At 64.6% G+C, this 25,152-nt stretch carries 25 protein-coding genes and 1 tRNA gene; 20 read left to right on the plus strand and 6 right to left on the minus strand.

The annotated features are described in order from the left end of the window. Positions 1-37: 37 nt before the first annotated feature. The 6 genes from K2W81_RS07475 to K2W81_RS07500 are packed head-to-tail and all read left to right on the plus strand — an operon-like array spanning position 38 to position 5,997. A complete protein-coding gene (locus tag K2W81_RS07475; protein WP_294102842.1) occupies positions 38-709 on the plus strand; it encodes a hypothetical protein in 672 nt (223 codons plus the stop codon). Next, positions 706-1,887 (plus strand): hypothetical protein, encoded by a 1,182-nt coding sequence (locus K2W81_RS07480; protein ID WP_294102845.1) that lies wholly within the window; start codon positions 706-708, stop codon positions 1,885-1,887. Before K2W81_RS07475 ends, K2W81_RS07480 begins: the two co-directional genes overlap by 4 nt. Next, on the plus strand, positions 1,877-2,830 hold the full coding sequence (locus K2W81_RS07485) for a MoxR family ATPase (RefSeq protein WP_294102848.1): 954 nt from the start codon (positions 1,877-1,879) through the stop codon (positions 2,828-2,830). Before K2W81_RS07480 ends, K2W81_RS07485 begins: the two co-directional genes overlap by 11 nt. Continuing rightward, complete coding sequence (locus K2W81_RS07490) at positions 2,827-4,134, plus strand: DUF58 domain-containing protein (RefSeq protein ID WP_294102851.1); 1,308 nt, start codon at positions 2,827-2,829, stop codon at positions 4,132-4,134. The genes K2W81_RS07485 and K2W81_RS07490 overlap by 4 nt, the downstream gene beginning before the upstream one ends. A gap of 2 nt (positions 4,135-4,136) precedes the next feature. Then, complete coding sequence (locus K2W81_RS07495) at positions 4,137-5,144, plus strand: stage II sporulation protein M (protein WP_294102854.1); 1,008 nt, start codon at positions 4,137-4,139, stop codon at positions 5,142-5,144. A 16-nt stretch (positions 5,145-5,160) separates the two neighbouring features. Continuing rightward, positions 5,161-5,997 (plus strand): RDD family protein, encoded by an 837-nt coding sequence (locus K2W81_RS07500; RefSeq protein WP_294102856.1) that lies wholly within the window; start codon positions 5,161-5,163, stop codon positions 5,995-5,997. A 26-nt stretch (positions 5,998-6,023) separates the two neighbouring features. Here K2W81_RS07500 and K2W81_RS07505 read toward each other — a convergent pair whose 3' ends face one another. The 3 genes from K2W81_RS07505 to K2W81_RS07515 all read right to left on the minus strand — a co-directional run bounded on the left by K2W81_RS07505 (position 6,024) and on the right by K2W81_RS07515 (position 8,378). After that, entirely contained in the window at positions 6,024-7,214 is a 1,191-nt protein-coding gene (locus K2W81_RS07505; RefSeq protein ID WP_294102859.1) for a pyridoxal phosphate-dependent aminotransferase, read from the minus strand. Between the two features lie 53 nt (positions 7,215-7,267). After that, positions 7,268-8,098: a sulfite exporter TauE/SafE family protein gene (locus K2W81_RS07510; RefSeq protein WP_294102862.1), complete on the minus strand. Its 831-nt coding sequence runs from the start codon at positions 8,096-8,098 to the stop codon at positions 7,268-7,270. 190 nt (positions 8,099-8,288) lie between these two features. Continuing rightward, positions 8,289-8,378, minus strand: a tRNA-Ser gene (locus tag K2W81_RS07515). A gap of 171 nt (positions 8,379-8,549) precedes the next feature. On the opposite strand from K2W81_RS07515, the gene hspQ reads away from it, so the two are divergent. Beyond that, a complete protein-coding gene (hspQ, locus tag K2W81_RS07520; protein ID WP_294102865.1) occupies positions 8,550-8,927 on the plus strand; it encodes a heat shock protein HspQ in 378 nt (125 codons plus the stop codon). Positions 8,928-9,139: 212 nt separating this feature from the next. Here the strand turns inward: hspQ and K2W81_RS07525 are convergent, their stop codons facing one another. Beyond that, positions 9,140-11,782 (minus strand): TonB-dependent receptor, encoded by a 2,643-nt coding sequence (locus tag K2W81_RS07525; RefSeq protein WP_294102867.1) that lies wholly within the window; start codon positions 11,780-11,782, stop codon positions 9,140-9,142. A 249-nt stretch (positions 11,783-12,031) separates the two neighbouring features. On the opposite strand from K2W81_RS07525, the gene rplU reads away from it, so the two are divergent. The 3 genes from rplU to K2W81_RS07540 all read left to right on the plus strand — a co-directional run bounded on the left by rplU (position 12,032) and on the right by K2W81_RS07540 (position 13,439). After that, positions 12,032-12,415 carry a 50S ribosomal protein L21 gene (gene rplU / locus K2W81_RS07530; protein ID WP_294102869.1) on the plus strand — a complete coding sequence of 128 codons (384 nt, stop codon included), beginning with the start codon at positions 12,032-12,034 and terminating at the stop codon, positions 12,413-12,415. 24 nt (positions 12,416-12,439) lie between these two features. Continuing rightward, complete coding sequence (gene rpmA, locus K2W81_RS07535; RefSeq protein WP_294102872.1) at positions 12,440-12,715, plus strand: 50S ribosomal protein L27; 276 nt, start codon at positions 12,440-12,442, stop codon at positions 12,713-12,715. 175 nt (positions 12,716-12,890) lie between these two features. Beyond that, positions 12,891-13,439: a GNAT family N-acetyltransferase gene (locus K2W81_RS07540; RefSeq protein WP_294102875.1), complete on the plus strand. Its 549-nt coding sequence runs from the start codon at positions 12,891-12,893 to the stop codon at positions 13,437-13,439. Positions 13,440-13,479: 40 nt separating this feature from the next. On the opposite strand, the gene K2W81_RS07545 is transcribed toward K2W81_RS07540, so the two are convergent. Continuing rightward, entirely contained in the window at positions 13,480-14,346 is an 867-nt protein-coding gene (locus tag K2W81_RS07545) for a metal-dependent hydrolase (protein WP_294102878.1), read from the minus strand. Positions 14,347-14,406: 60 nt separating this feature from the next. Here K2W81_RS07545 and K2W81_RS07550 point away from each other — a divergent pair, with 60 nt between their 5' ends. From K2W81_RS07550 to lptG, 9 genes are all read left to right on the plus strand, one after another. Next, positions 14,407-15,027, plus strand: coding sequence for a helix-turn-helix domain-containing protein (locus tag K2W81_RS07550; RefSeq protein ID WP_294102881.1), 621 nt, complete (start codon positions 14,407-14,409; stop codon positions 15,025-15,027). A 30-nt stretch (positions 15,028-15,057) separates the two neighbouring features. Next, positions 15,058-16,107: a GTPase ObgE gene (obgE, locus tag K2W81_RS07555; protein ID WP_294102884.1), complete on the plus strand. Its 1,050-nt coding sequence runs from the start codon at positions 15,058-15,060 to the stop codon at positions 16,105-16,107. 65 nt (positions 16,108-16,172) lie between these two features. Further along, positions 16,173-16,736, plus strand: a complete 564-nt coding sequence (locus K2W81_RS07560; protein WP_294102887.1) for a Uma2 family endonuclease — start codon at positions 16,173-16,175, stop codon at positions 16,734-16,736. Positions 16,737-16,767: 31 nt separating this feature from the next. Next, positions 16,768-17,877 (plus strand): glutamate 5-kinase, encoded by a 1,110-nt coding sequence (gene proB / locus K2W81_RS07565; protein WP_294102889.1) that lies wholly within the window; start codon positions 16,768-16,770, stop codon positions 17,875-17,877. Continuing rightward, positions 17,874-18,773 (plus strand): NAD(P)-dependent oxidoreductase, encoded by a 900-nt coding sequence (locus tag K2W81_RS07570; protein WP_294102892.1) that lies wholly within the window; start codon positions 17,874-17,876, stop codon positions 18,771-18,773. The genes proB and K2W81_RS07570 overlap by 4 nt, the downstream gene beginning before the upstream one ends. Before the next feature lie 67 nt (positions 18,774-18,840). Beyond that, a complete protein-coding gene (locus K2W81_RS07575; RefSeq protein WP_294102895.1) occupies positions 18,841-19,083 on the plus strand; it encodes an acyl carrier protein in 243 nt (80 codons plus the stop codon). 4 nt (positions 19,084-19,087) lie between these two features. Further along, positions 19,088-20,329 carry an aminotransferase class I/II-fold pyridoxal phosphate-dependent enzyme gene (locus K2W81_RS07580; protein WP_294102898.1) on the plus strand — a complete coding sequence of 414 codons (1,242 nt, stop codon included), beginning with the start codon at positions 19,088-19,090 and terminating at the stop codon, positions 20,327-20,329. A gap of 107 nt (positions 20,330-20,436) precedes the next feature. Continuing rightward, on the plus strand, positions 20,437-21,636 hold the full coding sequence (gene lptF, locus K2W81_RS07585) for an LPS export ABC transporter permease LptF (RefSeq protein ID WP_294102901.1): 1,200 nt from the start codon (positions 20,437-20,439) through the stop codon (positions 21,634-21,636). Continuing rightward, positions 21,633-22,727, plus strand: coding sequence for an LPS export ABC transporter permease LptG (lptG, locus tag K2W81_RS07590; protein ID WP_294102908.1), 1,095 nt, complete (start codon positions 21,633-21,635; stop codon positions 22,725-22,727). The genes lptF and lptG overlap by 4 nt, the downstream gene beginning before the upstream one ends. On the opposite strand, the gene K2W81_RS07595 is transcribed toward lptG, so the two are convergent. Then, a complete protein-coding gene (locus K2W81_RS07595) occupies positions 22,728-23,828 on the minus strand; it encodes a fatty acid desaturase (RefSeq protein ID WP_294102910.1) in 1,101 nt (366 codons plus the stop codon). Positions 23,829-23,956: 128 nt separating this feature from the next. On the opposite strand from K2W81_RS07595, the gene K2W81_RS07600 reads away from it, so the two are divergent. Further along, the gene (locus K2W81_RS07600) at positions 23,957-25,114 is read left to right on the plus strand and encodes an N-acetyltransferase (protein ID WP_294102912.1); all 1,158 of its coding nucleotides are present in this window, start codon (positions 23,957-23,959) and stop codon (positions 25,112-25,114) included. Positions 25,115-25,152 lie beyond the last annotated feature (38 nt).

Genomic DNA, 25,152 nt, shown 5'->3' on the forward strand with positions numbered 1-25,152 from the left:
ATTGCATTCTACAGTGTCGCGCCACGCGGGAGGGTGTGTGACGGCGGCGCAATCAGCGGTTCATTCCGGGGCAAATCAGGCCGCGATCGCGCCCGACGTCGCGGCGGCGCATGCCAAGCTGCTGGCGGACCGGAGCATCCAGTTCGACCTGACGGCCTATCAACCACCCAAGCCACCGGCATGGTTGCGGCCGGTGCTTGAGCTTCTCAATGCGATCAGCCCCTATCTGGTCTATTTGTTCTGGGGCGCCGTCATTCTGGGGGCGCTGTTCATCGCTTTTCTGATCATCAAGGAAGCGACCGGCATGGCATGGCGCTGGCCGTGGCAGCGCGCTGTCGTCGACGAAGACCCCGACGCCGCGCTTGCCCCCGATGAATCGAAAGCGCGCACCCTGCTCGCCGAAGCCGAAGCACTGGCCGCGAGCGGCGATTATGACGGCGCGGTCCACCTGATCCTGCGCCGCAGTTTCGAGGATATCGGCGACCGCCTGCCCGATTTCGTCCGCCCCTCGCTTACCGCGCGCGACATCGCCGCTTCGCCCAGCCTGCCCGATCGCGCGCGCACCGCCTTTGCGACGATCGCGGTTGTCGTCGAAGCCGCGCTGTTCGCGCGCACCCCGGTCGGGGTCGAAGGGTGGCAGCGCGCACGCGACGCCTATGCCGATTTCGCGCTGCGCGGCACCTGGAATCGTCAGCAATCCCCCGCGTGAACAGCAGCGACGCCTTCAATCCCCGCACGATATTGTGGGCAGCCTTTGCCAGCATGATGGCGGCAGCGGCGTTCTTCCTGCTATCGACCTACGCACCCGACTTTCGGCTCGCGGGCGAAGGCGATGCAACGCCGCTGTCGAAAAGCGGCGTTGGTTTCGCTGGCCTCGCGAAACTGCTGACGCTCACCGGCAAGCCGCCAGAGATGGCGCGCAGCGACGATGATCTCCTCGACGAGCGGCTGCTGATCGTCCCGCTGCGCCCCGACACCCCGCCCAAGGCGCTCGAAACGCTGGTCGCGCATCGCGAATCGAAGCCAACCCTGTTCGTGCTGCCCAAGTGGATCGTGGCGCCGCGCCTCGACCATGCCGGTTGGGATCAGCAGATCGGCCATCTCGAGCGTGCCGCGATCGACAAGGTGCTGGGCAAAGTCGCCGTGGTGCATATCGGCTGGCAAGAGGGTAAGGTCGCGCCGGTCATGATCGAAGATCTGTCGGTGCCCGCGCCCGAAGAAATGCAATGGCTCGAAAATTCTGAGCCTTACATTGCCGATGCGGCGGACCACGCGATTGTGAGCCAGATCGAAGGCGCCCCCCACTGGATCCTCGCCGACCCCGATTTCCTCAACAATCAGGGCCTAGCCGACCCCACCCGCGCCGCCGCCGCCTTGCGGCTGATCCAGCGGTTGCAGGGCAATGACGATGCGGTGATGTTCGATCTCACCTTGCTGCGCGCGGGCAATGGCATGAGCTTGCAAAAGCTGTTGGTCGAGCCGCCTTTCCTCGCGCTGACGCTCGCGCTGATCGCGGCTGCCGGTCTGGCGGTGGCGCATGGGCTGGTGCGCTTCGGCCCGGCCCGTGCCGAGGCCCGTGCCATCGCCTTTGGCAAATATGCGCTGGCGGACACCACCGCGCGGCTGTTCCGGCGCGCGGGGCGGCTGGGGTCGCTTGGCGGGCGCTATGCCGCGCTGATGCGCACCCGCGCGGGCAAGCTGCTCGGCGCACCGCCAGGATTGGCGGGCGACGCGCTCGACGCGTGGCTCGATGCCCGCGACAACACGTCGGCCCCGCGCTTCAGCGAGCTTGCCGCCGCTACCGGCGCCACGACCGACGAAGCAAGAGTGCACGCCCGCACGCGCGCGCTCAACGACTGGATTCAAAGGAGGAAGCGTGACAGTTGATGACGTCAAGGCCCTGGGCCATGCCATTCGGGGCGAAGTCGCCAAGGCGATCACCGGGCAAAGCGACACGCTCGATCTGATGCTGACCGCGCTGTTCGCGGGCGGCCATATCCTGTTGGAGGGACCTCCCGGAACCGCCAAGACGCTCACCGCCCGCGCCTTTGCCGCCGCGATCGGGGTCGATTATGGCCGGATCCAGTTCACGCCCGATCTGATGCCGGGCGATGTCGTCGGCGGCACCATCTTCAATTTCCGCACGGGCGAATTCAGCCTCACCAAGGGGCCGGTGTTCTGCGACTTGCTGCTCGCCGACGAAATCAACCGCACCCCGCCCAAGACGCAGGCCGCGCTGCTCGAAGCAATGCAGGAACGCTCGGTCACGTTCGACGGGACGACGCACCAGCTCAGCCCCAATTTCATGGTCGTCGCGACGCAGAATCCGATCGAGCATCAGGGCGTCTATCCGCTCCCCGAAGCGCAGCTCGACCGCTTCTTGTTCAAGCACCGCGTCGGCTATCCCGATCTGGCGCAGGAACGCGCGATCATCGCCCAGCACGGTGCCGCCGGAGCCGATCCCTTCGCGCGCTACCCCATCACCGCGCAGACCGACGCGGCGACGCTGGCTGCCGCCCGGGCGGTGGTCGATTCGGTCCGGCTGGTCGACGAAGTCGTCGATTATGTCGCGACGCTCATCCGCGCGACGCGCACCAACACCCAGCTCGAAGTCGGCGCGTCACCCCGCGCTGGCGCGATGCTCGCCCGCGCCGCCCGCGCCCGCGCCGCGCTCGAAGGGCGCGACTATGTCATTCCCGATGACGTCAAGCTGCTCGCGATACCGGCGCTGCGCCACCGCGTCTTGCTCTCGCCCGCCGCGCAGATCGACGGGCGCCAGGTCGAGCAAATCGTGACCGACATGGTCGACGCGACGGAGGCGCCGCGTTGATCTACCCCAGCGGTCGCGCGGTCTGGCTGGCGGTGGCAGGGATTCTGCCAACATTTGCTATCGCGCTGCTGCTCCCCGCGCTCTGGTATCTGGGCCTCGCCTGGACCTGCGCCGTGCTTGGCTTCACGCTGATCGACGTCGTCGCAGCACCGGGGCGCAGCACCGTCACCGCCGAGATTAGCTCGACCGGGCGCGTCGCGATCGGCAGCGTTATCGATCTGCGCGTGACCATCAACCAGCAGCGGGCAGGCGCTCGGCGGGTCGAGCTGCGGATCGGCCATGACGACCGGATTATCCCGCTATCGGCCGACACCGCGACGATTAAGCTCCCCGATAGCAGCGTAACGCTGTCGTTTCGTGCCGAGCGGCGCGGCATCGCGGCGGTCGACCGCCTCTGGCTGCGCTGGCGCGGCCCTTTCGGCCTCGCGTGGCAGCAGAAGACGGTCCCGGTCGGCCATGGCATCGCCGTCATGCCCGATGTCGAACGCGTGCGCGAACAGGCCATCGCGCTGCTGCAAAGCGATGCGCTCACCGGCGACCTTGCGCGCAAACGCGGCGGGCGCGGACGCGAATTCGATTCGCTCAAGGATTATCAACCGGGCATGGAGCGTCGCTTCATCGACTGGAAGCGCAGCGCCCGCCACGGCCAATTGCTCGCCAAGGATTTTCAGGTCGAGCAGAACAACAACATCGTCCTCGCGATCGATAGCGGGCGGCTGATGTGTGAGCCGCTCGACGGGATGCCGCGCATCGACCGCGCGGTGACGGCGGCACTGCTGATGGCATTTGTCGCGCTGCGCGGCGGCGATCTTGTCAGCCTGTTCAGCTTCGATTCGCGTCCGCGCATCAGCAGCGGCGCAACCCGCGGCGCCGATCGCTTCCTGTTACTCCAGCGGCTGGCAGCGGAGATCGACTATTCGACCGAGGAAACCAATTTCACGCTCGCGCTGACCACGCTCGCCGGCAAGCTCACGCGGCGGTCGCTGATCGTCGTGTTCACCGATTTCGTCGATCCGGTCAGCGCCGAACTGATGCTGCGCGTGACCAGCCGCCTGACCGAACGCCATGTCGTGCTGTTCATGCTGATGCGTGACGAAGAGCTGGAGGGGCTGGCCGATGCCGTGCCCGAAACGCTCGACGATGTCGCGCGCGCGGTAACGGCGGGCGCGATGCTGCGCGACCGCGACCTCGTCATCGGGCGGCTGAAGCTGCTCGGCGCCGATGTGATCGAGGCTGACCACAAATCGATCGGCGCGGCCCTGATTGCGCGCTATCTCGCGATCAAGCGGATGGATAGGCTCTGATCATGGCAACTGCTCCCGACCGTCAGAGCGTGTCGAGCTTTCGTGCCGAGCGCGAGGCCGGCTGGCTCGAATTCCAGGCGCTGCTCGACCGTGTCGAGCGCCGGTCGCCGCGCGCGCTGTCGGAAGAAGAATTGCTGTTGCTGCCGACACTCTACCGATCGACCTTGTCGTCGCTGTCGGTGGCGCGCGCGATTTCGCTCGACGCCGGGCTGATCGCCTATCTCGAAGCACTCGCTTTGCGCGGCTATCTGTTCATCTATGGCGTGAAAGAGGGCATCGGCAAGCGCATCGTCCGCTTCTTCCTCGCCGATTGGCCGCGTGCGGTGCAGGATCTGTGGCGCGAGACCTGGGCGTCATTCGCGCTGCTGGCGATCGGCGCGGTCGCGGGCTATCGCCTCGTCGCCGCCAATCCGGCGTGGTTCGACGCGATCATTCCGGGAGAGCTTGCCGGCGGGCGTGGGCCGAATGCCAGCGCCGAAGCGCTGCGTGCGATGCTGTATGACGGCGGCGGTGGCCAGTTCTTGTCGGGTTTTGCCGTCATGCTGTTCACGCACAACGCGCAAATCTCGCTGCTGGCGTTTGCGCTCGGCTTTGCGCTTGCCGTGCCAACCGCCTTGCTGATCCTGATGAACGGCTGCCTGCTCGGCGCGTTTTTTCAGGTCTATGTGGCCAAGGGGCTGGGCTTCGAACTCGGTGGCTGGTTGTCGATCCACGGCACCACCGAGCTTTTCGCGATCACGATCGCGGGCGCCGCCGGTATCCGTATCGGCACGCGCGTGGCGTTTCCGGGCGGACAAACGAGGCTTGCCGCCGCCGCGCGTGCGGGCCGCGTGTCGGCCACCGCGATACTGGGGGTGGTGGTGATGCTGTTCGTGGCGGGCCTGCTCGAAGGTATCGGCCGCCAGCGGATCACCAGCGACGCCGTGCGGTATGGCATTGGGGCGACGATGCTGCTGCTGTGGCTTGGCTATTTCTACCTCTTGCCCCGGATGACGCATGGCCCGCGCTGAGCGCCGTCTCCGCGACATGCGCCGATCGCTGGTGACGCCCGAAGGCGTCGATCTCGGCATCGTTCTCGCCGAAGCATCGCCGCGCGCGGCAGCCTTTGTGATTGACGCGATCATCATGCTGGTAACGATCGTCTTCGTCGCGATCGTGATCATCATCGGCGTCGTGCGATATGGCGCGACCGCCGGCGAGCCAATGGCGATTGCGTTTCTGTTGTTCTTTTTCCTGCTGCGCAATTTCTATTTCATTCTGTTCGAAGCGGGCCGTCGTGCGGCGACTCCGGGCAAGCGGCTCAACAATCTGCGCGTGATCAGCCGTGATGGCAGCGGGCTGTCGATCGACCAGATCATCGCCCGCAATCTGATGCGCGAGATTGAGGTGTTCCTGCCGCTCACGCTGTTGGCGACGCGCGCGGCCAATGGCACCGCCGATACGCTGATGACGCTGTTCGGGCTGGGCTGGGCGCTCCTGTTCACCTTCTTCCCGCTGTTCAATCGGGATCGGCTGCGAATCGGCGATCTACTCGCGGGTACTGCCGTCATCCACGCCCCGCGCCGCCGTCTGCTCGATGATCTGGTAGCCGTCGCGCCGCCGCAAGTGGCGCGCTTCCACTTCACCGATGCGCAGTTCGACGCTTATGGCATCAGCGAGCTGCAGCGGCTCGAACAGGTCTTGCGCGAACCGAATGACGATGCGTGCTGGATCGTCGCCCGCGCGATCGAAAACCGGATCGGCTGGACCGGCAATTTGCACGACCCCCGCGCCTTCCTATGGGCCTATTACGAAGGCCTGCGCGCGCACCTTGAGCGCGAAGTGCTGTTCGGCGTGCGTCGGGCAGACAAGAACGCGGGCTAAGCGACGCCCGCGTCCCTGCCGCATCCTTAGGCTGTCCACACCTTATCAAGCGCGGTGCAGAACGCCTTCATGTCAGCCGCCGACCCTACGGTCACGCGCGACACCGTCGGCCAGATCGGCCAAGACCGACCGATCTCGACGCTTTGCGTGCGGAACGCTGCCTGCACTTCCTTGGCGGGCTTCGTCTTCCAGTCGATCATCACCATATTCGCGTTCGTCGGCACCACTTTCAGCCCGCGCGCCTTGAGGTGATCGAGCGTCAGCCCGCGCGCGGTTTCCATCTCCGCCTTGCGCGCGGCGATCAGCGATGTGGCGGTTAGGCTCGCCGTCGCGCACGCCAGCGACGGCAGCGGCAGCGCGCCCGACTGCATGCCGCCGTCATAGCGCATCATCTTGGCGATGTTGGCGGGGTTGGTCATCACAAAGCCCATCCGCATCCCCGCCATCCCGAAGATTTTCGAGAAGGTGCGCAGCACCACCACGTCCTTGTACTTGGCCGCGAACGACGACGCGACCGGCGCACCGGCAAAATGGGTATAGGCTTCGTCGATCAGCACCATCGATCCTTCGGGCTTGTTCTTGATCAGCCATTCGATGTCGGCGAGCGGGGTGATCGTGCCGGTCGGGTTGTTCGGCGTGCAGATGTAATATAGCCCCGCATTGGGATCGGCCGCCAGCATCGCCTTGACGTCATGGCGGAAATCGGGCGTCAGCGGCACGCGCTTGACCGGCGCGCCAAGCCATTCGGCGGTGCGCCCCGCGAGCTCGAATGTCGGGTCGGCGGTCACCAGCCCGCGCGTCGGCGAGCAGAAGCTGATCACCGCGCGCGACAGCGGGTCGCTCGATCCGGGCCAAGGCGCGACATGATCGAACGGGACGCCTTCGACCGCCATCACCGCCTTGATAAAATCGCTGCGCTCGTCATGCGGCGAATAGCGATTGCTGTGCGCGATCATTTTCGACGCGGCGAGTTGGCCGGGCGTCAGCGGCCCGGTCCAGCATTCATTGGCACCGATGCGTGTCTTGGCGCTCGGCGCCGGATCGGGCACGCCGCCTGAGGCCCAGGCCGGTGCGCCGCGCATCGCGGCGAGGCTGCCGACGCCAAACACCGCCGCCAACCGGGCAAGGTCACGGCGCTGATAGCCGCGTGTCAGCAGATCGTCCTTCGCTTCTTCGGGCAAGGCCTTGGCAGTCGCTTCCAAAACACGGTCGGTCATCGCAGTTGCTCCATGGTTTTGGCTCAGGCTTTTTGCCCGGTGCCGATTTGCCGTCATATCTTCAGCGAATTTGTGAACATCACAATCGAAATGAAAATCAGGTAGAAGCCGAACACACGGCGTAGTGGCGCCGCAGCCATGCTGTGCGCCACCGCCACGCCCAGCGGCGCGGTCAGAATCGACATCGACGTGATCACGGCGGTCGCGGGCAGATTGACATAACCCAGCGACCCCCAGGGCAGCCCCGGCTCGCCAAAACCGATCAGCACGAAGCCGATCGCACTCGGGATCGCGATCAGCACGCCAATGCCCGACGCGGTTGCAATGGCCCGGTGGATCGAGCGACCGCACAAGGTCATCACCATGATCGCAATGGTGCCGCCGCCGATCCCCAGCAGCGACGAAAACGTTCCCAGCCCGCCCGCGATCGCCACGCGCGGCCCGATGGCCGGCATGTCATCGCTCAGCTTGTGATCAGCGAGACGCGGCAACAGGAACAGGAGCGACATCAGCCCGACGCCGACCGCGAAAATCATCGTCAGCACATGGCCGTCGATCCGGCCGGCCAGCACCACGCCCACGGCGTCGCCCAGCACCAGCCAAGGCGCCCAACTCCACAGAATGGGAAACTCAACTGCGTCGCGCTTGGCGTGCGACCGGAGCGAGCGAAGCGAGGTGATGATGATTGTCGCCGCCGACGTGCCGATCGCGACATGCGCCAGCTGCGCCGGGTCACCCCCGAACAAGGGCAGCACGATCAACAGCGCAGGCACGACGATGAACCCGCCGCCGATGCCGAAAATTCCCGCCGCGAAACCCGCGACCAGCCCGGCAACAATCAGCGCGGCGAAGGGTATCGCCCCATGCAGCAACAATTCAATCAACCGAGACCCCCTTTGATGTGCGGGTCTCTCCTGCGGTGGTACAATATCACGCCACGTGACCGCAGCGCCCTTGTTGCGTCGAAGACTGCCCGGTGCGGTTTCGAAATGCAACGGGCAATGTCAGCGGTGCCATGGGCGTCGGAAAGCGTCCCCGCGCGTGGCAGTGCCCAGCCGCGGCTGAGAGTCGATGTGGCGGAGAGGGTGGGATTCGAACCCACGGTACCCGTAAAGGCACAACGGTTTTCGAGACCGTCCCAATCGACCACTCTGGCACCTCTCCGCAGAGGGAAAACGTCGCCCATTCCGCGAAACCAATCCGCAGGAACCGCGCCGCCCGTGTCGACCGAGCGGGCGCCACTAGCGCAATCATTCCCCAGTGACAAGTCGGTGTGACAAGCCACTGTGGCAAGCGCCTCCTTGTGCAGCGCGCAAAGTCCATTAGATTAGCTTCATGGCCCGTCCGACTCCTGCTCGCCCTGCCGCTGCCACCCCTGCCCTGCCCCCGGTCGCCCACGCCAGTTTTGCGATCGGCGACGTGGTGCGGCACCGGCTGTTCGATTTTCGCGGCGTGATTTTCGATGTCGACCCGATCTTCGCCAATAGCGAGGAATGGTATGCAGCAATCCCCGCCGACATCCGCCCGCCCAGGGATCAGCCCTTTTACCACCTGCTCGCCGAAAATGCCGAGAGCAGCTATGTCGCTTATGTCAGCCAGCAAAATCTGGTGCTCGACGACAGCGACGAGCCAATCGACCACCCGGCGATTCCGGGCCTGTTCACGGGGCTTGAGCGCGGCCGTTACCGGCTGCGGCGCGAGCATCGCCACTAGAGTATGATGACTTCACCTTGACCCGTTCGTTTCGAGCGAAGTCGAGAAACAGACCAAAGGCGGCGCGCAAGCGTTTCTCGACTTCGCTCGAAACAACCGGATAGGCGGTGATTTCAGTCCAAGGTCATCCCGCCACTTACCCTTGCCATCAGCGCTGAAACGACAAAGGGGGCCGTTTCCGGCCCCCTTTGCGTTTGTAATGGCGCTGATGATCAGAAGTTTACAGTCCCGCGCACATAGATAAACCGGCCGTTGAAGCCGAACGGCGACAGGCTCGAATATGGCAGGAAGAAGCTGTTCGGCGTAAGCCCGGCGACGGTCGGCGTCCGATCGGGATAGACATCGAACACATTGTCGACACCGGCCGAGAGCTCGTAATGCTTGAATATCCTCCCGGTGATCTGGAAATCGGTGATCCATTTCGGCGTCAGCGTGAAATCGCCAGGTTGCGTCCCCAACGCCGGGATGTTGACGTTGCCGTTGGTGACGGTAACGCCGCCCGATCCGGCGCTGCTCACGCGGCCGAAACGATTTGTGCGGATCACGACGCTCAGGTCGTCAAGCGTCCAGTCGAGCGCGAGGTTGATCTTGTCACGCGGCTGGCCGTCGGTCAGGCGGAAGCTTTCGGTGCGCGCGAACAGCACCGAATTGGCGAGCGTCGGGATCGACAGCGCCGCGCGGCGCGTGATCTTGGTCTCGTTATAGTTGAACCCCGCCGTGAAGCGGAACTTGCCCAAGCCGAAATCGGGGAAGCGATAGGTGCCGACGATATCGACACCTTGCGTTCGCGTGTTGACACCATTGACGAAGAAGCGCGCCGAGGTGACGTTGTTGATGCCGTTTGCCTGGAGTTGGGTGACCACCAACGCCCCGGTGAGGTTTTCGGTCAGCACAATCCGGTCACGGATCTCGATGTTATAATAGTCCGCCGTCAGGCTGAGTCCCGGAATGAAATCCAGCACGACGCCGCCGGCCAAGTTGGTCGCCTTTTCGGCCCGCAGCGGCTGCGACCCGAGCGCACGCGCCACCGGATCGCTCACCGGGAAAGTCCCCACCTCGATCAGCTGGGCAACGCCGTTGATGACGACGTTGTTGGTCGAGGTGGTCGCGAAGAACTGCTGCGCCAGGCTCGGCGCGCGGAAACCGGTCGACACCGAGCCGCGGAACGCGACACCCCTGATCGGTTCGTACCGCGCGGCCACCTTGCCGTTGATCGTGTTACCGAAATCCGAATAGCTTTCATAACGGCCGGCGAGCTGGAGTGTCAGACCTTCGGTGATGTCGGTGTCGAGTTCGACATAGCCCGACCAGTTGGCGCGAGTTGCATTGATGCGGTTGTTGGGGCGGAAGCCCGGAAACACCTGCGCACCACCGGCGGCATTGAACGGTGCCGCCGAAAACGGGCCGTTGATATAGCTGGGGACGTCGCCCTGACGAATCTTGAAATTCTCGCTGCGATATTCGGCGCCGAACGCGATACCCAGCGACTTCACAAAGCCGACGTTGAGCTTGCGCGTGAAGTCGAGGTTGGCGACGTGCTGGCTCGATGACAGCCCACCCGCATCAAACCGGCGCGGACTGTTGATGCCGCCGAGCGATACGTTGAAGCTGTTTTCGACGGCATAGTCGAGCTTGTTCGACCCGTAGACGAGCGACAGATCGATCGTCCAGTCGCCCGGCGTCGCCTTAACCCCGAACGCACCCGACAGATCCTCGATCTGGCTGACGATCAGCGGCAGGAAGCCGTCGGGGTAGAACGGCACAAACGTGGTTGTCGATGCCGCAAAATCGCGGTTGCGTACGTCGTTCGCGCGGCGGTTGAAGCCCGCACCGTCGCCGTCGCGCAGGCCATAGCTGCCGAACGCATAGGCGTTGAGGTCTGGCGCCAGTTCGTAACCGGCGTTGACGAAGATGTTGTAGTCGACCACCTTGCCATCGCCGTAGCGGTGATTGTAGCGATCAATCGTCAGCTCGCGCGGATCGCCCACGGTTGGATATTGGCGGCGCGGATCGGCGCCATCCCGGTTGGTCGGGTCGCGATCGCGGAACTGGAGCGACGTCACCAAAAAGCCACGGTCGCCGATCGGCAGACCAAGCCGTGTAGCCAGGGTCAGCGTGTCACCGTCGTGCACAACGCGGTCGCGCCCGGTCGTGTTGAGTTGAAGGATGTCGTTGTTCGTGCCGCCCGCTGTCGTCACGATCGGCAGGCCGTTCGCGCCGGTCGCAACCCCCGTCACCTGGCTGACTCCGGCGAGCCGCGTATTGTAAGAGCCGTAGGTAACCGAGGCGCTGACACCTTCCTTGCGCGACAAGCCCAGATTGATAACGCCCGCAATCGCGTCCGACCCATATTGCGAGGCAGCACCATCGCGGAGGATTTCGATGCGGTCGATCGCGATCGGCGGAATCTGGTTGAGATCGACCGCCGACGATCCGCGACCGACCGATCCGTTCAGGTTAAGCAGCGCCGAACTATGCCGCCGCTTGCCGTTGATCAGCACCAAAGTCTGGTCGGGCGACAACCCGCGCAACGTCGCGGGACGAGTCGAATCGGTACCGTCGGTCAGTGACGGCTGCGGAAAGTTGAACGACGGGACGAGCTGGTTCAGGATCTTGTTGGTTTCGGTCGCGCCCGACAGCTCGAGCTGCTCGCCACCGATCACGTCGATCGGCACCGGACTCTCGGAAACGCTTCGACGCGCAAAGCGGCTGCCGGTGACGACGACGGTTGGTTCTTCGTCGGCAGCGGCGGCAGGCGGCGGCGCGGGCGCGGTTTGCGCGAATGCGGGCGCCGCGACGAACAGCGCGAGCGTCGACGACGACATCGAAAGCAGCGTGACCAAAGAGCGATTCATAGCCAAATTTTCCCCCTTAGCTGCGGCCGGCGCCGAAGCTTGAATTGAAAATTCATAATCAATTGGCTGAATGTAACAATAGTGCGTGCGAGCACCGTCACACGATTGTCACGGCGCTGTTGCTGCGGCGCAACAGAGTGCGCGCCAGATTTGCTTGGGTTGACAGCGACAGGGCCTTCGCATAACGAGCCGGTCTTTCCGCGCCGGTCCGCCGAGCGTGGGACTAGCTATTGGAAAGTGAAGAAGACCATGTTCGCAGTCGTGCGCACGGGCGGCAAGCAATATCGCGTTGCCGCAGGAGACAAGATTGTCGTTGAAAAGCTCGCCGGAGAAGCCGGTGAGACAATCACGCTGGGCGACGTTCTGCTCGCCGGCGAAGGCGCCGATCTGCAGTCAGTCGAAGGGCTGACCGTTTCGGCCGAGATCATCGCGCAGGCGAAGGCCGACAAGATCATCGTCTTCAAGAAGCGCCGTCGGCATAACTATCGCCGTCGCAATGGCCATCGCCAGCAGCACACGATCCTGAAGATCACCGCGATCGGCGCCGCTGCGCCTGAGAAGAAGACCAAGGCCAAGAAGGCCGAAGCCGCCCCCGCCGCGACCGAAGCCGACGCTTCGGCAGCGCAGGCATAACCGGCAACGCGAGGAGCATAGAAAATGGCACATAAGAAAGCAGGCGGTTCGTCGCGCAACGGTCGTGATTCGGCCGGTCGTCGTCTTGGCGTGAAGAAGTTCGGTGGCCAGGAAGTGGCCGCCGGCAACATCCTCGTCCGTCAGCGCGGCACCAAATTCTACCCGGGCCGCAATGTCGGCATCGGCAAGGATCATACGCTGTTCGCGCTCACAGACGGTCGCGTTGCGTTCCACGCGGGCAAACTCGGCCGAACCTTCTGCTCGGTAGACGTAGCCGAAATGGCGATTGCAGCCGAATAACATCGGGTAACCAGCCGGGTTGCCCACCAGGGCGATCCGGGGTTCCGCACAGGAACCAAGCCAAACAAGGGAGCCGGGTCACCCAGGCTCCCTTTTTTCTTGCTCCCTCAACATGGCTGTCGCTTCGCCGTCATGTCTCCATGGCACGGCGCAGCGACCGACGAGGAGAGTATCGATGTTCGCTCGGACACAAAGACTGACGCTCCGCCCCGGCTGGATCGAGGATGCCCCCGCGCTGACGGCGGCAATCGCGCATGAAGCGGTGGCGTTCAAGCTCGCCCGCCTGCCCTGGCCCTATACGGTCGAGCATGCGACCGAGTGGCTTTCCCAAATGTCCCGGCCGGGCGAGGTCAGCCGCGTCATCCTCGCGCATGACGGCGGCGAGGCGCGGCTGGTCGGCGGCATCGGCATTCACCCCGACGGCGATGCGCATGAAATCGGCTATTGGTTGACGCCCGACGCCTGGGGTCGCGGCTATGCGACCGAGGCTGGGCGCGCGATGCTGGGGATCGCCCGTTACAGCATGGGGTTGAAGCGGCTGACGTCGGGGCATTTCATCGACAATCCCGCATCCGGGCGCGTGCTGGCCAAGCTCGGCTTCCGCAACACGGGCGTCGTCATGCGGCATTGCCTCGCGCAGGGTGTCGACAAGCCCTGCGCGACGCTCGACCTCGACCTCTCGGAGGACGAGCCGTGTGCCGACCCGGAGCGCATGGCGGCGTGACGATTGTGGGGCGGTGAGCATCGGCCCACCGCCGCCGCACTCAAGCCGCCGCCAATTCCCGGTCAGCGCTCGGCAACACCGCCGCCGCATAGTCACTCTCGAAACGCGCGATCAGCTTGCGGTCGTCGTGGTTCCACGGGTGGAAACCCGGCAGGAAAAAGCTCAGCCACGGCCGCGCGATCAGCCGCAATACGCCGGGGCGGACGAGCAGATAGCGCGCGAGGCCTGCCCGCGCCTTCCAGCCGGTGATGCCGTCCTGCCGCAGCAGTTCGAGCGTCCCCTCGATCCGGTGGCGCCAGAAATTGATGGTAATGACGAGCATCATGATTGTCTTCAGTCGCCAGCGCCTGCCGCGGCTCCAGTCGCGCGTCGCGTGCAGCCAGGTGTCATAGGCCACGCCCTTGTGTTCGATCTCCTCGATCGCATGCCAGCGCCACAGCGCGGCGCTTTCCGCATCGGTTTCGGGAAACAGATCGGCGCGCTCAAGGATCATCTGCGCGAGGATCGCGGTGTAATGTTCCAGCGCCATCGTCGCCGCCAGCCGGACGATCGGCGGACGGGCATTGGCGATCGCCAGAATCTGGTCCACCCGCGCCTCCAGCGGCGTCACGTCATAGCCGGCATCGACCACACGGCTGTTGAACGCCACATGTTCTCGGCTATGCATCACTTCCTGCAGCGTGAACGCCCGGATTTCGCGCGCGAGTTGATCGGGCACGCCGTCGCGATGGGCTTTCACCGCTTCGATGAAGAACGCCTCGCCCTTGGGGAAAGTGACCGAAAGCGCGTTGAAGAACGCGCTCGCAAAGGGATCACCGTTCGCCCACCAGCGCTGCATCGCCGAACCGCGCCCAAAACGCCGGTCGCGTGGGGTGATTGTCAAGTCGGCGGGCGTGGTTGCATTCACGGTCAAAAGCTCCGAACATCAGTTTGACTAGTATCGGTTGAATAAGGCTTACTTACACTCGTGTCAATAGTGCGACGGCGTCTCTCCCCCGAAGAATCGCGTGACAATGCGCTCGAAGCGGCCAGGGCGCTGCTGATTGAGGCAGGACCGCAAGCGGTGACGCTGAAGGCGGTTGCCGCGCGGATTGGGCGCACCCACGCCAATGTGCTCCACCATTTCGGTTCAGCCGAAGGGCTGCAACGCGCGCTGATGGCGAACATGGCCGAAACGATCGTCGCGACCATTGGCGAGGCGGTCGGTCGTGCGCATGCGACCGACCATGATCCGCACGAAGTCGTCGACCTGACCTTCGATGCCTTTGGGCGCGAGGGCGCGGGCGCGCTGGCGAGCTGGATGATCCTGTCGGGCAATGAGGACGCGCTCGACCCGATCCTGATCGCGATCCGGCGGCTGGTCGATCAACTTGCACGCGATCATGATTTCGATGCCGCCGCGCTGACGGCCGAAACTTTGGGGTTGGTGCTGACGGCGCTGGGCGACGCGCTGCTCGGCGGGCCGATGGCCAAAGCGCTCGGCGTCCCCCGTGCGACCGCCCGTGCGCTGGCGCTGCGCCAGCTAACCGCAGCGCAACGGGTGATCGAAAAGGCTGCGTGCCAGGACGCCGAGCGCGAGCAGGCCTAGCCAAATCGGCGGATTTCGCTAGGGTAGCGCATGCATTTTCTCGACCAAGCAAAGATCTTCGTCCGATCGGGCGCGGGCGGCCCCGGCGCCGTCAGCTTCCGACGCGAAAAATTCATCGAATATGGCGGCCCCGACGGTGGCGAAGGCGGCAAGGGTGGCGACATCATCTTCGAAGCCGTCGCGGGCCTGAACACGCTGATCGACTTTCGCTATACCCAGCATTTTCGCGCGCCGCGCGGCAAGGGCGGATCGGGGTCGAACCGCACCGGCGCGGGCGGTCGCGACCTCGTGATCCGCGTGCCGGTGGGGACGCAAGTGCTGAGCGACGACAAGGAGCATGTCCTCGCCGACTTCACCGTCCCCGGCGAAAAGCGCGTGTTCTTCAAGGGCGGCGACGGCGGGCGCGGCAATGCCAGCTACAAATCGAGCACCAACCGCGCGCCGCGCCAGCACGGTACCGGCTGGCCGGGCGAGGAAGCGTGGTTGTGGCTGCGGCTCAAGCTGCTCGCCGATGCGGGGCTCGTCGGCCTGCCCAACGCGGGCAAGTCGACCTTCATCAACGCGACGACCAATGCCAAGGCCAAGGTCGGCGATTATCCCTTCACCACCACCCGGCCCCAGCTCGGCGTCGTCAGCCACCGCAACCGCGAATTCGTGATTGCCGACATTCCGGGCCTGATCGAAGGCGCCGCCGATGGCGCAGGGATCGGCGATCGTTTCCTCGGCCATATCGAGCGCTGCCGCGTGCTGCTCCACCTTGTGGATGCAACCGAGGACAAGCCTGTGGAAAACTACCGGATCGTTCGGGCGGAACTCGATGCCTATGGCGCGGGCCTGATCGACAAGCCCGAAGTGATCGCGCTCAACAAGATCGACGCGCTCGACCCCGCCGAGGTGAAGAAGCTCGCGGCCAAGCTGAAGCGCGCGTCGAAGGCCGAAGTGATGCTGCTCTCAGGCGCGGCGGGCACCGGGCTCGAAGCCGTGCTCGACCGGCTGGTCGAAGCGATTGGACCTGCTGAAGCAGCCCCTGCGATCAGCGCGGATGACGAGGATGAGCCGGGCGAATGGTCGCCGATCTGATTTGGCGACGGCGCGGGTGATCTGGTAAGGAAGACCACGAGCCAGCCGCTATCGGACACGACGCCATGCGCCACGACCCAGCCTATCGACCGATCACCGCCGACGAATTTCTGGCGATCGATTTCGGCACCGACCGCAAGTTTGAGCTCGATAACGGCGTCATCTACATGATGACGGGTGGCACCGAGCCGCATGCCTGGGTCCAACTGAATATCCTCAGCTGGTTGCGATCGACGCTGCGCGGCACGGGTTGCAGGCCCTATGGTCCCGACATGGGCTTGCGGATCAGCGAAACCGACGTCCGCTATCCTGATATTGCGATCTATTGCGCGCAGCCGCCCCGCGATGAATTGCGTGGGAGCAAGGCACTGGCCAACCCGACGGTCGTGATCGAAATCCTGTCGCCAACCACCGCGACGCTCGATCAGGGAACGAAGTTGGCGGAATATCAGTCGATCGCCAGCGTCCGGACGATTGCCTTTGTCGATCCCGTCAACGAACTGTGCCGCACGCTTGAGCGGCTGAGTGCAACCGGCTGGGCGGATCACATGTTTTCGGGCGAGCGGGGGATCATTATTCCAGCGCTCGATCTGACCATCCCGCACGACGAGATTTTCGCGCGCGATTGAGTGCGGGGCTTGGCGGCGCTACCGCGCTGACATGAACGCCTTCGCCCCTGCCCGCTGCCCCCGGCTGATCGTCAAGATCGGGTCGTCTCTGCTCGTCGGCGGCGACGGTGCGCTCCGGCGCGACTGGCTGGCGACGCTGGCCGCCGATATCGCCGATCGGGTGCGCGCGGGGCAGCAGGTCGCGGTCGTCTCGTCGGGCGCGATTGCGCTGGGCGCACGGCGATTGGGGCTTGCCAAGGGCGGGCGCGCGACGCTCGAAGATGCGCAGGCGGCTGCCGCGACCGGCCAGATCGCGCTCGCGCAAGGCTGGGCCGAGGCTTTCGTCGCGCAGGGCCTGACGGCCGCGCAAATGCTGGTGACGCTCGACGATCTCGAGGACCGGCGGCGGTATCTGAATGCCGCCGCGACGCTCGGGCGGCTGCTCGCGCTCGGCGTCGTGCCCATCATCAACGAGAATGATTCGGTCGCGACCGAGGAAATTCGCTTCGGCGACAATGACCGCCTCGCCGCGCGCGTCGCGCAGGCCGCGGGCGCGCAAGGCGTGATCCTGTTCTCGGATGTCGATGGCCTTTATGATCGCAATCCGACCGACCCCGCAGCGACCTTCATCGACCGGGTCGACGCGATCATCCCGGCGATCGAAGCGATGGCAGGTGGTACAACCGGCGTCGGGACCGGCGGCATGGCGGCCAAAGTCGCCGCCGCACGCATCGCGACAGCTGCGGGCGTGACGCTGGCGATTGCCTCGGGCCACGGCGATCACCCGCTCGCGCGGTTCGCGTCAACGGGGCGTGGCACGATCTTCACCGCCGACCGCACGACGCCTGCGCGCAAGGCGTGGCTCGCCGGGGGCCTCACCGCACGCGGCGAAGTGCGCATCGACGCGGGCGCTGTCGCGGCACTCGCGAGCGGCAAGAGCTTGCTCCCCGCTGGTGCCACCCAAATCGCTGGCAGCTTCGCGCGCGGCGACTTGGTCGCCGTCGTCGGCCCCGATGGCCGTCCGGTCGCGCGGGGCTTCAGCGAATATGACGCCGCCGATGCCGCGCGGATCGCGGGCAAGCGCAGCGACCAGCTCGCCGACATCCTCGGCTACGCGCCCCGCGCGTGCCTTGTCCACCGCAACCACATGGCGCTGCTATGATCCTCGCGATCACCGGCGGCACCGGCTTTGTCGGCAGCACGCTGATCGATCTGGCGCTCGCGGCGGGGCATGATGTCCGGGCGCTTGCTCGGCGCGCGCAATCGGCGCGAGACGGCGTCACCTGGATCGAGGGCGCCCTCGACAAACCCGATGCGCTCACCGCCCTCGCAACTGGCGTCGATGCGGTGATGCATGTTGCGGGCGTGGTGAATGCCCCCGACCGCGCAGCTTTTGTCGCGGGTAACGTTACGGGCACACAGGCGATGCTCGCGGCCGCACTTGCGACCGGCGTTAACCGCTTCGTCCATGTCTCGTCGCTCGCCGCACGCGAGCCTGATCTCTCGACCTATGGCTGGTCCAAAGCCGAAGCCGAACACGCCGTCGCCGCATCGCCGCTCGATTGGGTGATGGTCCGCCCGCCCGGCGTCTATGGCCCCGGCGATCTCGACATGCTCGACCTGTTCCGCCTCGCACGCTCCGGCCTCGGGATGGCACCGAAGGGGCGGATATCTCTGATTGACGTCAGCGACCTTGCCCGGTTGCTCCTCGCACTGGCGACGCACCCGACACCGCGCGCAACCTACGAAGCTGATGACGGCACAGCGGGAGGTTGGAGCCACGCCGATTACGCGCGCGCTGTCGGTCGTGCCGTTGGGCGAAAGGTCACCCCCCTCCCCCTGCCCGCCACTGCGCTGAAGCTCGCAGCGCGCGCCGACATGGCGTTGCGCGGCACCAAGGCCCGGCTCACGCTCGACCGCGCGCGCTATATCGCCCACCCCGACTGGGTGATCGACCCCGCCAAACGCCCACCCGCCGACCTCTGGACCCCGCAGATCGCGACCGATCAAGGCCTTGCCGTGACAGCCGCATGGTATCGTGCCCACGGCCTGCTATAACCCTGCCAGAATGACGCCGCATTTGCTTGGCAGGGGCAGTCATCACACTCACATCAAGGACGGCACGTTGAGCGAGCGCACCCCGATTTTCGAAACCGTTGCCGGTCTGATCGAACCGTTCAACAAAAAGGGCGTCGCGCTCGCCGACGCGACCAGCTTCCAGCATGATCTGGAGTGGGACAGCCTGACCGTCATGGATTTCGTCGCCAATATCGAGGATGAATTCGACATCATCATCACGATGAACATGCAGGCCGAAATCGAAACCGTCGGCCAATTGGTCGATGCCGTCATCAAGCTGAAGGGCTGACGCCATGAACGAGATCACTGCGATTGCCGAAGCGCCCACTGCGCCGCGCGATCTGATGAGCAAGTTCGATGCGATCATCGCCGAACGTCAGGCGCTGCTCGACACCGGCGTCACCGACCCGTTCGCGATCGTGATGGACGAAGTGAAATCGCCGACCGTGGCGGTCATCAAGGGCAAGGAAACGATCCTGCTCGGCACCTATAATTATATGGGGATGACCTTCGACCCCGATGTCATCCAGGCGGGCAAGGACGCGCTCGACCAATTTGGCTCGGGCACCAACGGCAGCCGGATGCTCAACGGCACCTTCCGTGATCATATGGAAGTCGAACAGGCGCTGCGTGACTTCTACGGCATGTCGGGCGCGATCGTGTTTTCGACCGGCTATATGGCCAATCTGGGCATGATCTCGACGCTCGTCGGCAAGGGCGAGTATATCATTCTCGACGCCGACAGCCACGCGTCGATCTATGACGGCTGCCAGCAGGGCAATGCCGAAGTTGTCCGCTTCCGCCACAATGACGTTGCCGATCTCGACAAGCGCCTCGGCCGCCTGCCGACAGATGTCGGCAAGCTGGTGGTGCTCGAAGGCGTTTATTCGATGCTCGGCGATGTCGCACCGCTCAAGGAAATGGTCGCGGTCGCCAAGAAGCATGGCGCAATGGTGCTCAGCGACGAAGCGCATTCGATGGGCTTTTTCGGCGCGCACGGCCGCGGCGTTTACGAGGATCAGGGCTGCGAAGCCGATGTCGATTTCGTCGTCGGCACTTTCTCCAAGTCGGTCGGCACCGTCGGCGGTTTCTGCGTGTCGAACCATCCCAAGTTCGAAGCGATCCGGCTTGCCTGCCGCGCCTATATCTTCACCGCCAGCCTGCCGCCGAGCGTGGTCGCGACCGCCGCCACCTCGATCCGCAAGCTGATGCATGCGCACAACAAGCGCGCACATTTGTGGGAAAATGCGCGTCAACTCCACGGCGGGCTTACCGCAATGGGCTTCAAGCTCGGCACGCCCAATCCGCAATCGGCGATCATCGCGATCATCCTCGACGATCAGACCCAAGCCGTCGCGATGTGGCAGGCGCTGCTCGACAATGGGCTGTACGTCAACATGGCGCGCCCGCCCGCGACGCCGGCCGGTACCTATCTGCTGCGCTGTTCGCTCTGCGCCGAACACACCACCGAGCAGGTGACGCGGATTCTGGCACTGTTCGAAGGCGCTGGCCGTGCGGTGGGCGCCATCGCCTGATTCCGACCAAAGGGCGGTCGCGAATTCGATGCTGACGGCGCGATAAAGCGCGCCTATAGCCGGGGGATTAAGCCTTTCCCCCTTCGTACAGGCCATCAGCGTCCCGCATGACTTCGATCGATCGCTATATGGCCCGGCTGATCGCGGTTCCCCTGATCGCCAATCTCGTCATCGCGTCGATGTTGCTCGCGCTCGACCGGATGCGCATCCTGTTCGATTTCGTTGCGACCGAAGGCGGCCCGGTGAGCGTGGTGTGGCAATTGCTCGCCAATCTACTGCCCGAATATCTGGGACTCGGCATTCCGATCGGGCTGCTCCTTGGCGTGCTGCTGGCGTTCAGGCGGCTCGCGACATCGTCCGAACTCGACGTGATGCGCGCGGTCGGGATCAGCTATAATCGGCTGCTGCGCGTGCCCTATATGTTTGCGCTGGGGCTGGCGCTGATCAACCTGGCGATCGTCGGCTATGTCCAGCCCTGGGCGCGCTACGGCTATGAACAGCTTCAATTCGAGCTGCGGACCGGCGCGCTCGGTGCGTCGATCAAGGTCGGCGAGTTCACCACTTTCCCGCGCGGCGCAATCGTGCGGATCGAGGAAAGCCAGGATTCGGGCCGCAATCTGAAGGGCATTTTCATCCATCAGGACAAGGCCAACGGCGGCTGGCTCGCGGTCACGGCCGCGAGCGGACGCTTTTTCGCCACCGGCAATCCCGACGAAATTATCTTCCGCCTGTCGCAAGGCACGCTGGTCGATGCCGACCCAAGCTTCAAGGCGCCGCGCGTGCTGACCTTCACCTCGCACAACCTGCCGATCCCACTCCCCAAGCCGGAGAATTTTCGCGGGCGCGGCGGGCGCAATCTCGAACTGACCTTGCCCGAACTTGCGCGGATCGGCGGCGACCGGGCGGCGCCCGATGAACTGCGCGACACCAGCCGCGCTGCGTTCCATTTCCGGCTGGTCGAAGTCGCGACGATCTTCCTGCTGCCGATGCTCGCGGTCGCACTGGGTGTGCCGCCCAAGCGTTCGCCCTCGGCGCTTGGCGTGTTTTTGTCGATCGTGATCATCGTCACCTATCACAAGATTAACGAATATGCGCAGTCGCTTGGCTCGCTCGGGCTGGTCGATCCACTGATTGCGCTGTGGGTGCCGTTCATCCTGTTCGCAGGGCTGGTGATCTGGATGTATTATACGATTGCCTATGTCCCCGGTGGCCAGCCAATCGGCTGGCTCGAACGCGGCGCATCGAAGCTTGGCAAGCTGGTCGCCGCACGCCTGCCCGGTCATCGCAAGGCGCGCACCGCATCATGACACTCGAACTTTTCCCGTCGCGCTCACTCGCTTTCTACATGGCGCGGATGATGCTCGTGCGCACCTTGGTCGTGCTCGCGGGACTGGTGCTGATCCTCCAGACGCTCGACCTGCTCGGTGAATCGGGCAAAATCCTGGCCTATAAGGGCAATGGCGAGGCCGAAGTGCTGCGCTATGTCAGCCTGCGCACGCCGCAGATCATCGCCAATTTCCTGCCCTTTTCGGTGCTGCTTGGTACGATTCTCGGCCTCAGCCAATTGAACGCCAACAGCGAAGTCATCGCGATGAAATCATCGGGGCTGTCGGCGCATCAAGTGCTCGCGCCACTGATCCTCGCCGCGCTCGGCGTCGCGGTCGTCTCGTTCGCGTTCAACGACCGCATCGTCAGTCGTGCCAGCGCAACGCTCGACCAGTGGAAGAAGATCAATTACGCGCCGCTCCCGATCGATCGCGGCGACCGTCTCAACATCTGGGTGCGCGACGGCGATGATCTGTTGTCCGTGCAGCAAGTGTCGGGGCGCGGCGATGCCGCCCGTTTGCGCAACATCACGCTCTACGATCGCACCGACGGGTCGCTCGGCGCGATCATTCGCGCGAGCCATGGCCAGCGCGATGGCGACGGTTGGCGGATCGCACCGGCCGTGCGCTTCGACGTCGCGACCGGCCACGTGACTCACTTGGGCGCGGTCACCGTCGGCCACGGTGTCCGCCCCGATCAGTTCACGCTCAGCAACGTCAATGCCGACGGCCTGTCGTTCGCCGCGCTCGATCGCGCGATCACCGATCTGCGTGATGCGGGGCGGCCGACCAAAGCGCTCGAAGGCGCGCTGTGGCACAAGTTATCCGCGCCTTTGTCGTCGGTGCTGATGCCCCTGCTCGCGGCGGTGGCGGCCTTCGGGCTGGCGCGATCGGGCAAGCTGTTCATCCGCGCGGTGATCGGGATGATGCTCGGCTTCCTCTATTTCATGGCCGATAACTTCGCGCTCGCGCTCGGCAATATCGGTGCCTATCCGCCGTGGCTGGCGGCTTGGGCGCCCTTCCTGCTGTTCCTGCTGATCGGCGAAGTGCTGCTCGTCAGGACCGAGGAATAATTACTTGCCGCGCACCAATGTGCTGCGCGTGATCTTGACCACCAGCCCCGGCAAACCCTTGTAATTGGCGCGGTGATAGGGCGAATTGGCGTCGAGCGTCGCCTTCAGCCGCCGATGCGCCTCGCCCAGCGCGTGATAGGGCACGCTCGGGATCAGATGATGCAGCGCGTGATAGCGCAGGCCCACCGGCGCCCACAGGAACGGCAACAGGCTCGGCGGGGGCACATTGACCGAGTCAAGATATTGCGCGGTCACGGTCATCGCCTCGCCGTCATTCTCCCACAGATGCGCCACCAACGTGCGGACCTGATTGACCACCGCGACCGCCGACACCACCGCGAGGAAGATCAGGAAAGCGCGCAGCGGGATCACGCCGGTCGCCACCATCGTCACCAGTGCAATCGCCCACAGGCTCGTCGCGAGCTCAAGCCGGTGCCAGAGCGTCCGCGCTTCGCCTTCGGGCGCGCGGCGCTGGAACTGCGGGTTGATCGCCAGCCCCGAATAACGGGCGACGACCGCGCGCCGCAAAGCGGGGATCACCAGCGACAGCGGCGCGAGCACCGCGAACCGGAAAATCAGCGCAATCGGCGCCAGCAGCGAGGCCAGGACAAAAGTCGGCAGCGTCCACGGCTTCATCAGCGCGAGCGGCAGATATTCGGGATCGTCGACCGTGCCATAGCGCGTGCGCGCGTGGTGAAGATTATGGACGCCTTCATACATGAACGACGGCACCAGCATCGGGATGCCGATCAGCAGGTTCCACGCCAGCCGGAAACCGGGCACGCTGCTGTGCTTCATATGACTGACTTCATGGGTGAAGCTTTCGGCGCGGTAGAGCGCGAGCATCGACAGCACACCGGCCGGAATCGCCAGCCACAACGGCCCGGCGAAAATCGCCGTCGCCAGCGCGGCATAGCCGATCGCCACCGACAGCAGGAAATCGGTCCAATAGATGCGCGGGTTCGCCGCGTGCAGGTCGCGCGTCAGCTCAGCGGCGGCGCGCAGCATTGCCATGTCGTCGGCGATACGCCCCGATACCGGGCGGACGGTGGCACGCGACGCGGCGTCGGCAACGGCGGGCTTGAGCGAAAGACTATCCATCCCATCGTCCCTGCGCAAAAAAAGTGGCCACACGGTGGCACGCTTGCCACGCCGCCGCCATGCCCGGCTGCTTGACAGTGGCGGACAAACGCCGGACCTGCGTGCGACTTTTGACGAAAGTGATCTTCGTGTCCAACTCTGCTCTCTCGATCCGCCCCGTCGCTACCAAAGCCGACCGCAAGCTGTTCGTCGACATCGCCTTCAGGCTCAACGCGCAGGACCCCAATTGGGTACCCCCGCTCAAAAGTGAAGCGGTCGAACTCATCACGCCGGAAAAAAATGGCTGGTTCAGCCATGCCAAGGCGCAGCTTTTCATTGCCGAACAAGGGGGCGTGCCGGTCGGGCGGATTTCGGCGCATCTCGACACGCTGGCACTCGAGATGCCCGCCGGGCGCGGCTTTGGCCCCGGTGTCGGCTTCTGGGGGCTGTTCGACGCAACCGACGAAGCCGTCGCGCACGCGCTGATCGCCAAGGCGGAGGATTGGCTGCGCGAACAAGGCATGGCGCGCGCGCTCGGCCCGGTCAGCATGTCGATCTGGGAAGAGCCGGGGCTGCTGATCAAGGGGCATGATCACGCGCCGACGGTCATGATGGGGCATCACCCGGCGCGCTACCAAGGCTGGATCGAAAGCGCGGGCTATGCGCCCGAAAAGCAGCTCGTCACCTATGAACTCGACATCAGCAAGCAATTTCCCCCGATCGTCCAGCGCATCGTCGCGGCTGGTGAAAAGAACGCGCGCATTCGCATCCGCGAAGTCGACCGCACCCAGTTCCAGCGCGAAGCCGCGATCATCCTCGGCATCCTCAACGATGCCTGGGCCGATAACTGGGGCTTTGTGCCGCTCACCCAGCCCGAGATCGATGATGTCGGCAAGAAACTAAAGCCGATCGTGTTCAACGACCTGATCCGCATCGCCGAACTCGACGGCGAGCCGGTCGCGTTCATGATCACCCTGCCCGATCTCAACGAAGCCATCGCCCCGCTGAAGGGCAATTTATTCCCCTTCGGCTGGGCCAAGCTGCTGCTGTGGTTGCGCAAGCCCAAGGTGCGGACGATGCGCGTCCCGTTGATGGGAGTGGTCAAGCGCTTGCAGGCATCGCGGATGGCGAGCCAGCTCGCCTTCATGATGATCGAATATATCCGCCGCGCGTCGGTGACTAGATATGGCGCGTCTCGCGGCGAAATCGGCTGGGTGCTCGACGATAATCAGGGCATGAACGCAATTGCCGACGCGATCGACAGCCACGTCAACCGCATCTACCAAATCTACGCCAAGGCGCTGTGATCGGGACCCCGCGGCGCCTGTCGTCAGGCGCCGCGGTC

Origin of the sequence: Sphingomonas sp. (assembly GCF_019749955.1) — a bacterium.
Taxonomy (GTDB): domain Bacteria; phylum Pseudomonadota; class Alphaproteobacteria; order Sphingomonadales; family Sphingomonadaceae; genus Sphingomonas.

What these genes read in the sequence shown, in the direction of transcription:
- K2W81_RS07495 (WP_294102854.1), top strand. Translation starts at nt 4,137, where the DNA reads ATGGCAACTGCTCCCGACCGTCAGAGCGTGTCGAGCTTTCGTGCCGAG.
- K2W81_RS07500 (WP_294102856.1), top strand. Translation starts at nt 5,161, where the DNA reads ATGCGCCGATCGCTGGTGACGCCCGAAGGCGTCGATCTCGGCATCGTT.
- K2W81_RS07505 (WP_294102859.1), bottom strand. Translation starts at nt 7,214, where the DNA reads ATGACCGACCGTGTTTTGGAAGCGACTGCCAAGGCCTTGCCCGAAGAA.
- hspQ (WP_294102865.1), top strand. Translation starts at nt 8,550, where the DNA reads ATGGCCCGTCCGACTCCTGCTCGCCCTGCCGCTGCCACCCCTGCCCTG.
- K2W81_RS07525 (WP_294102867.1), bottom strand. Translation starts at nt 11,782, where the DNA reads ATGAATCGCTCTTTGGTCACGCTGCTTTCGATGTCGTCGTCGACGCTC.
- rplU (WP_294102869.1), top strand. Translation starts at nt 12,032, where the DNA reads ATGTTCGCAGTCGTGCGCACGGGCGGCAAGCAATATCGCGTTGCCGCA.
- rpmA (WP_294102872.1), top strand. Translation starts at nt 12,440, where the DNA reads ATGGCACATAAGAAAGCAGGCGGTTCGTCGCGCAACGGTCGTGATTCG.
- K2W81_RS07540 (WP_294102875.1), top strand. Translation starts at nt 12,891, where the DNA reads ATGTTCGCTCGGACACAAAGACTGACGCTCCGCCCCGGCTGGATCGAG.
- obgE (WP_294102884.1), top strand. Translation starts at nt 15,058, where the DNA reads ATGCATTTTCTCGACCAAGCAAAGATCTTCGTCCGATCGGGCGCGGGC.
- K2W81_RS07560 (WP_294102887.1), top strand. Translation starts at nt 16,173, where the DNA reads ATGCGCCACGACCCAGCCTATCGACCGATCACCGCCGACGAATTTCTG.
- proB (WP_294102889.1), top strand. Translation starts at nt 16,768, where the DNA reads ATGAACGCCTTCGCCCCTGCCCGCTGCCCCCGGCTGATCGTCAAGATC.
- K2W81_RS07570 (WP_294102892.1), top strand. Translation starts at nt 17,874, where the DNA reads ATGATCCTCGCGATCACCGGCGGCACCGGCTTTGTCGGCAGCACGCTG.
- K2W81_RS07580 (WP_294102898.1), top strand. Translation starts at nt 19,088, where the DNA reads ATGAACGAGATCACTGCGATTGCCGAAGCGCCCACTGCGCCGCGCGAT.
- lptF (WP_294102901.1), top strand. Translation starts at nt 20,437, where the DNA reads ATGACTTCGATCGATCGCTATATGGCCCGGCTGATCGCGGTTCCCCTG.
- lptG (WP_294102908.1), top strand. Translation starts at nt 21,633, where the DNA reads ATGACACTCGAACTTTTCCCGTCGCGCTCACTCGCTTTCTACATGGCG.
- K2W81_RS07595 (WP_294102910.1), bottom strand. Translation starts at nt 23,828, where the DNA reads ATGGATAGTCTTTCGCTCAAGCCCGCCGTTGCCGACGCCGCGTCGCGT.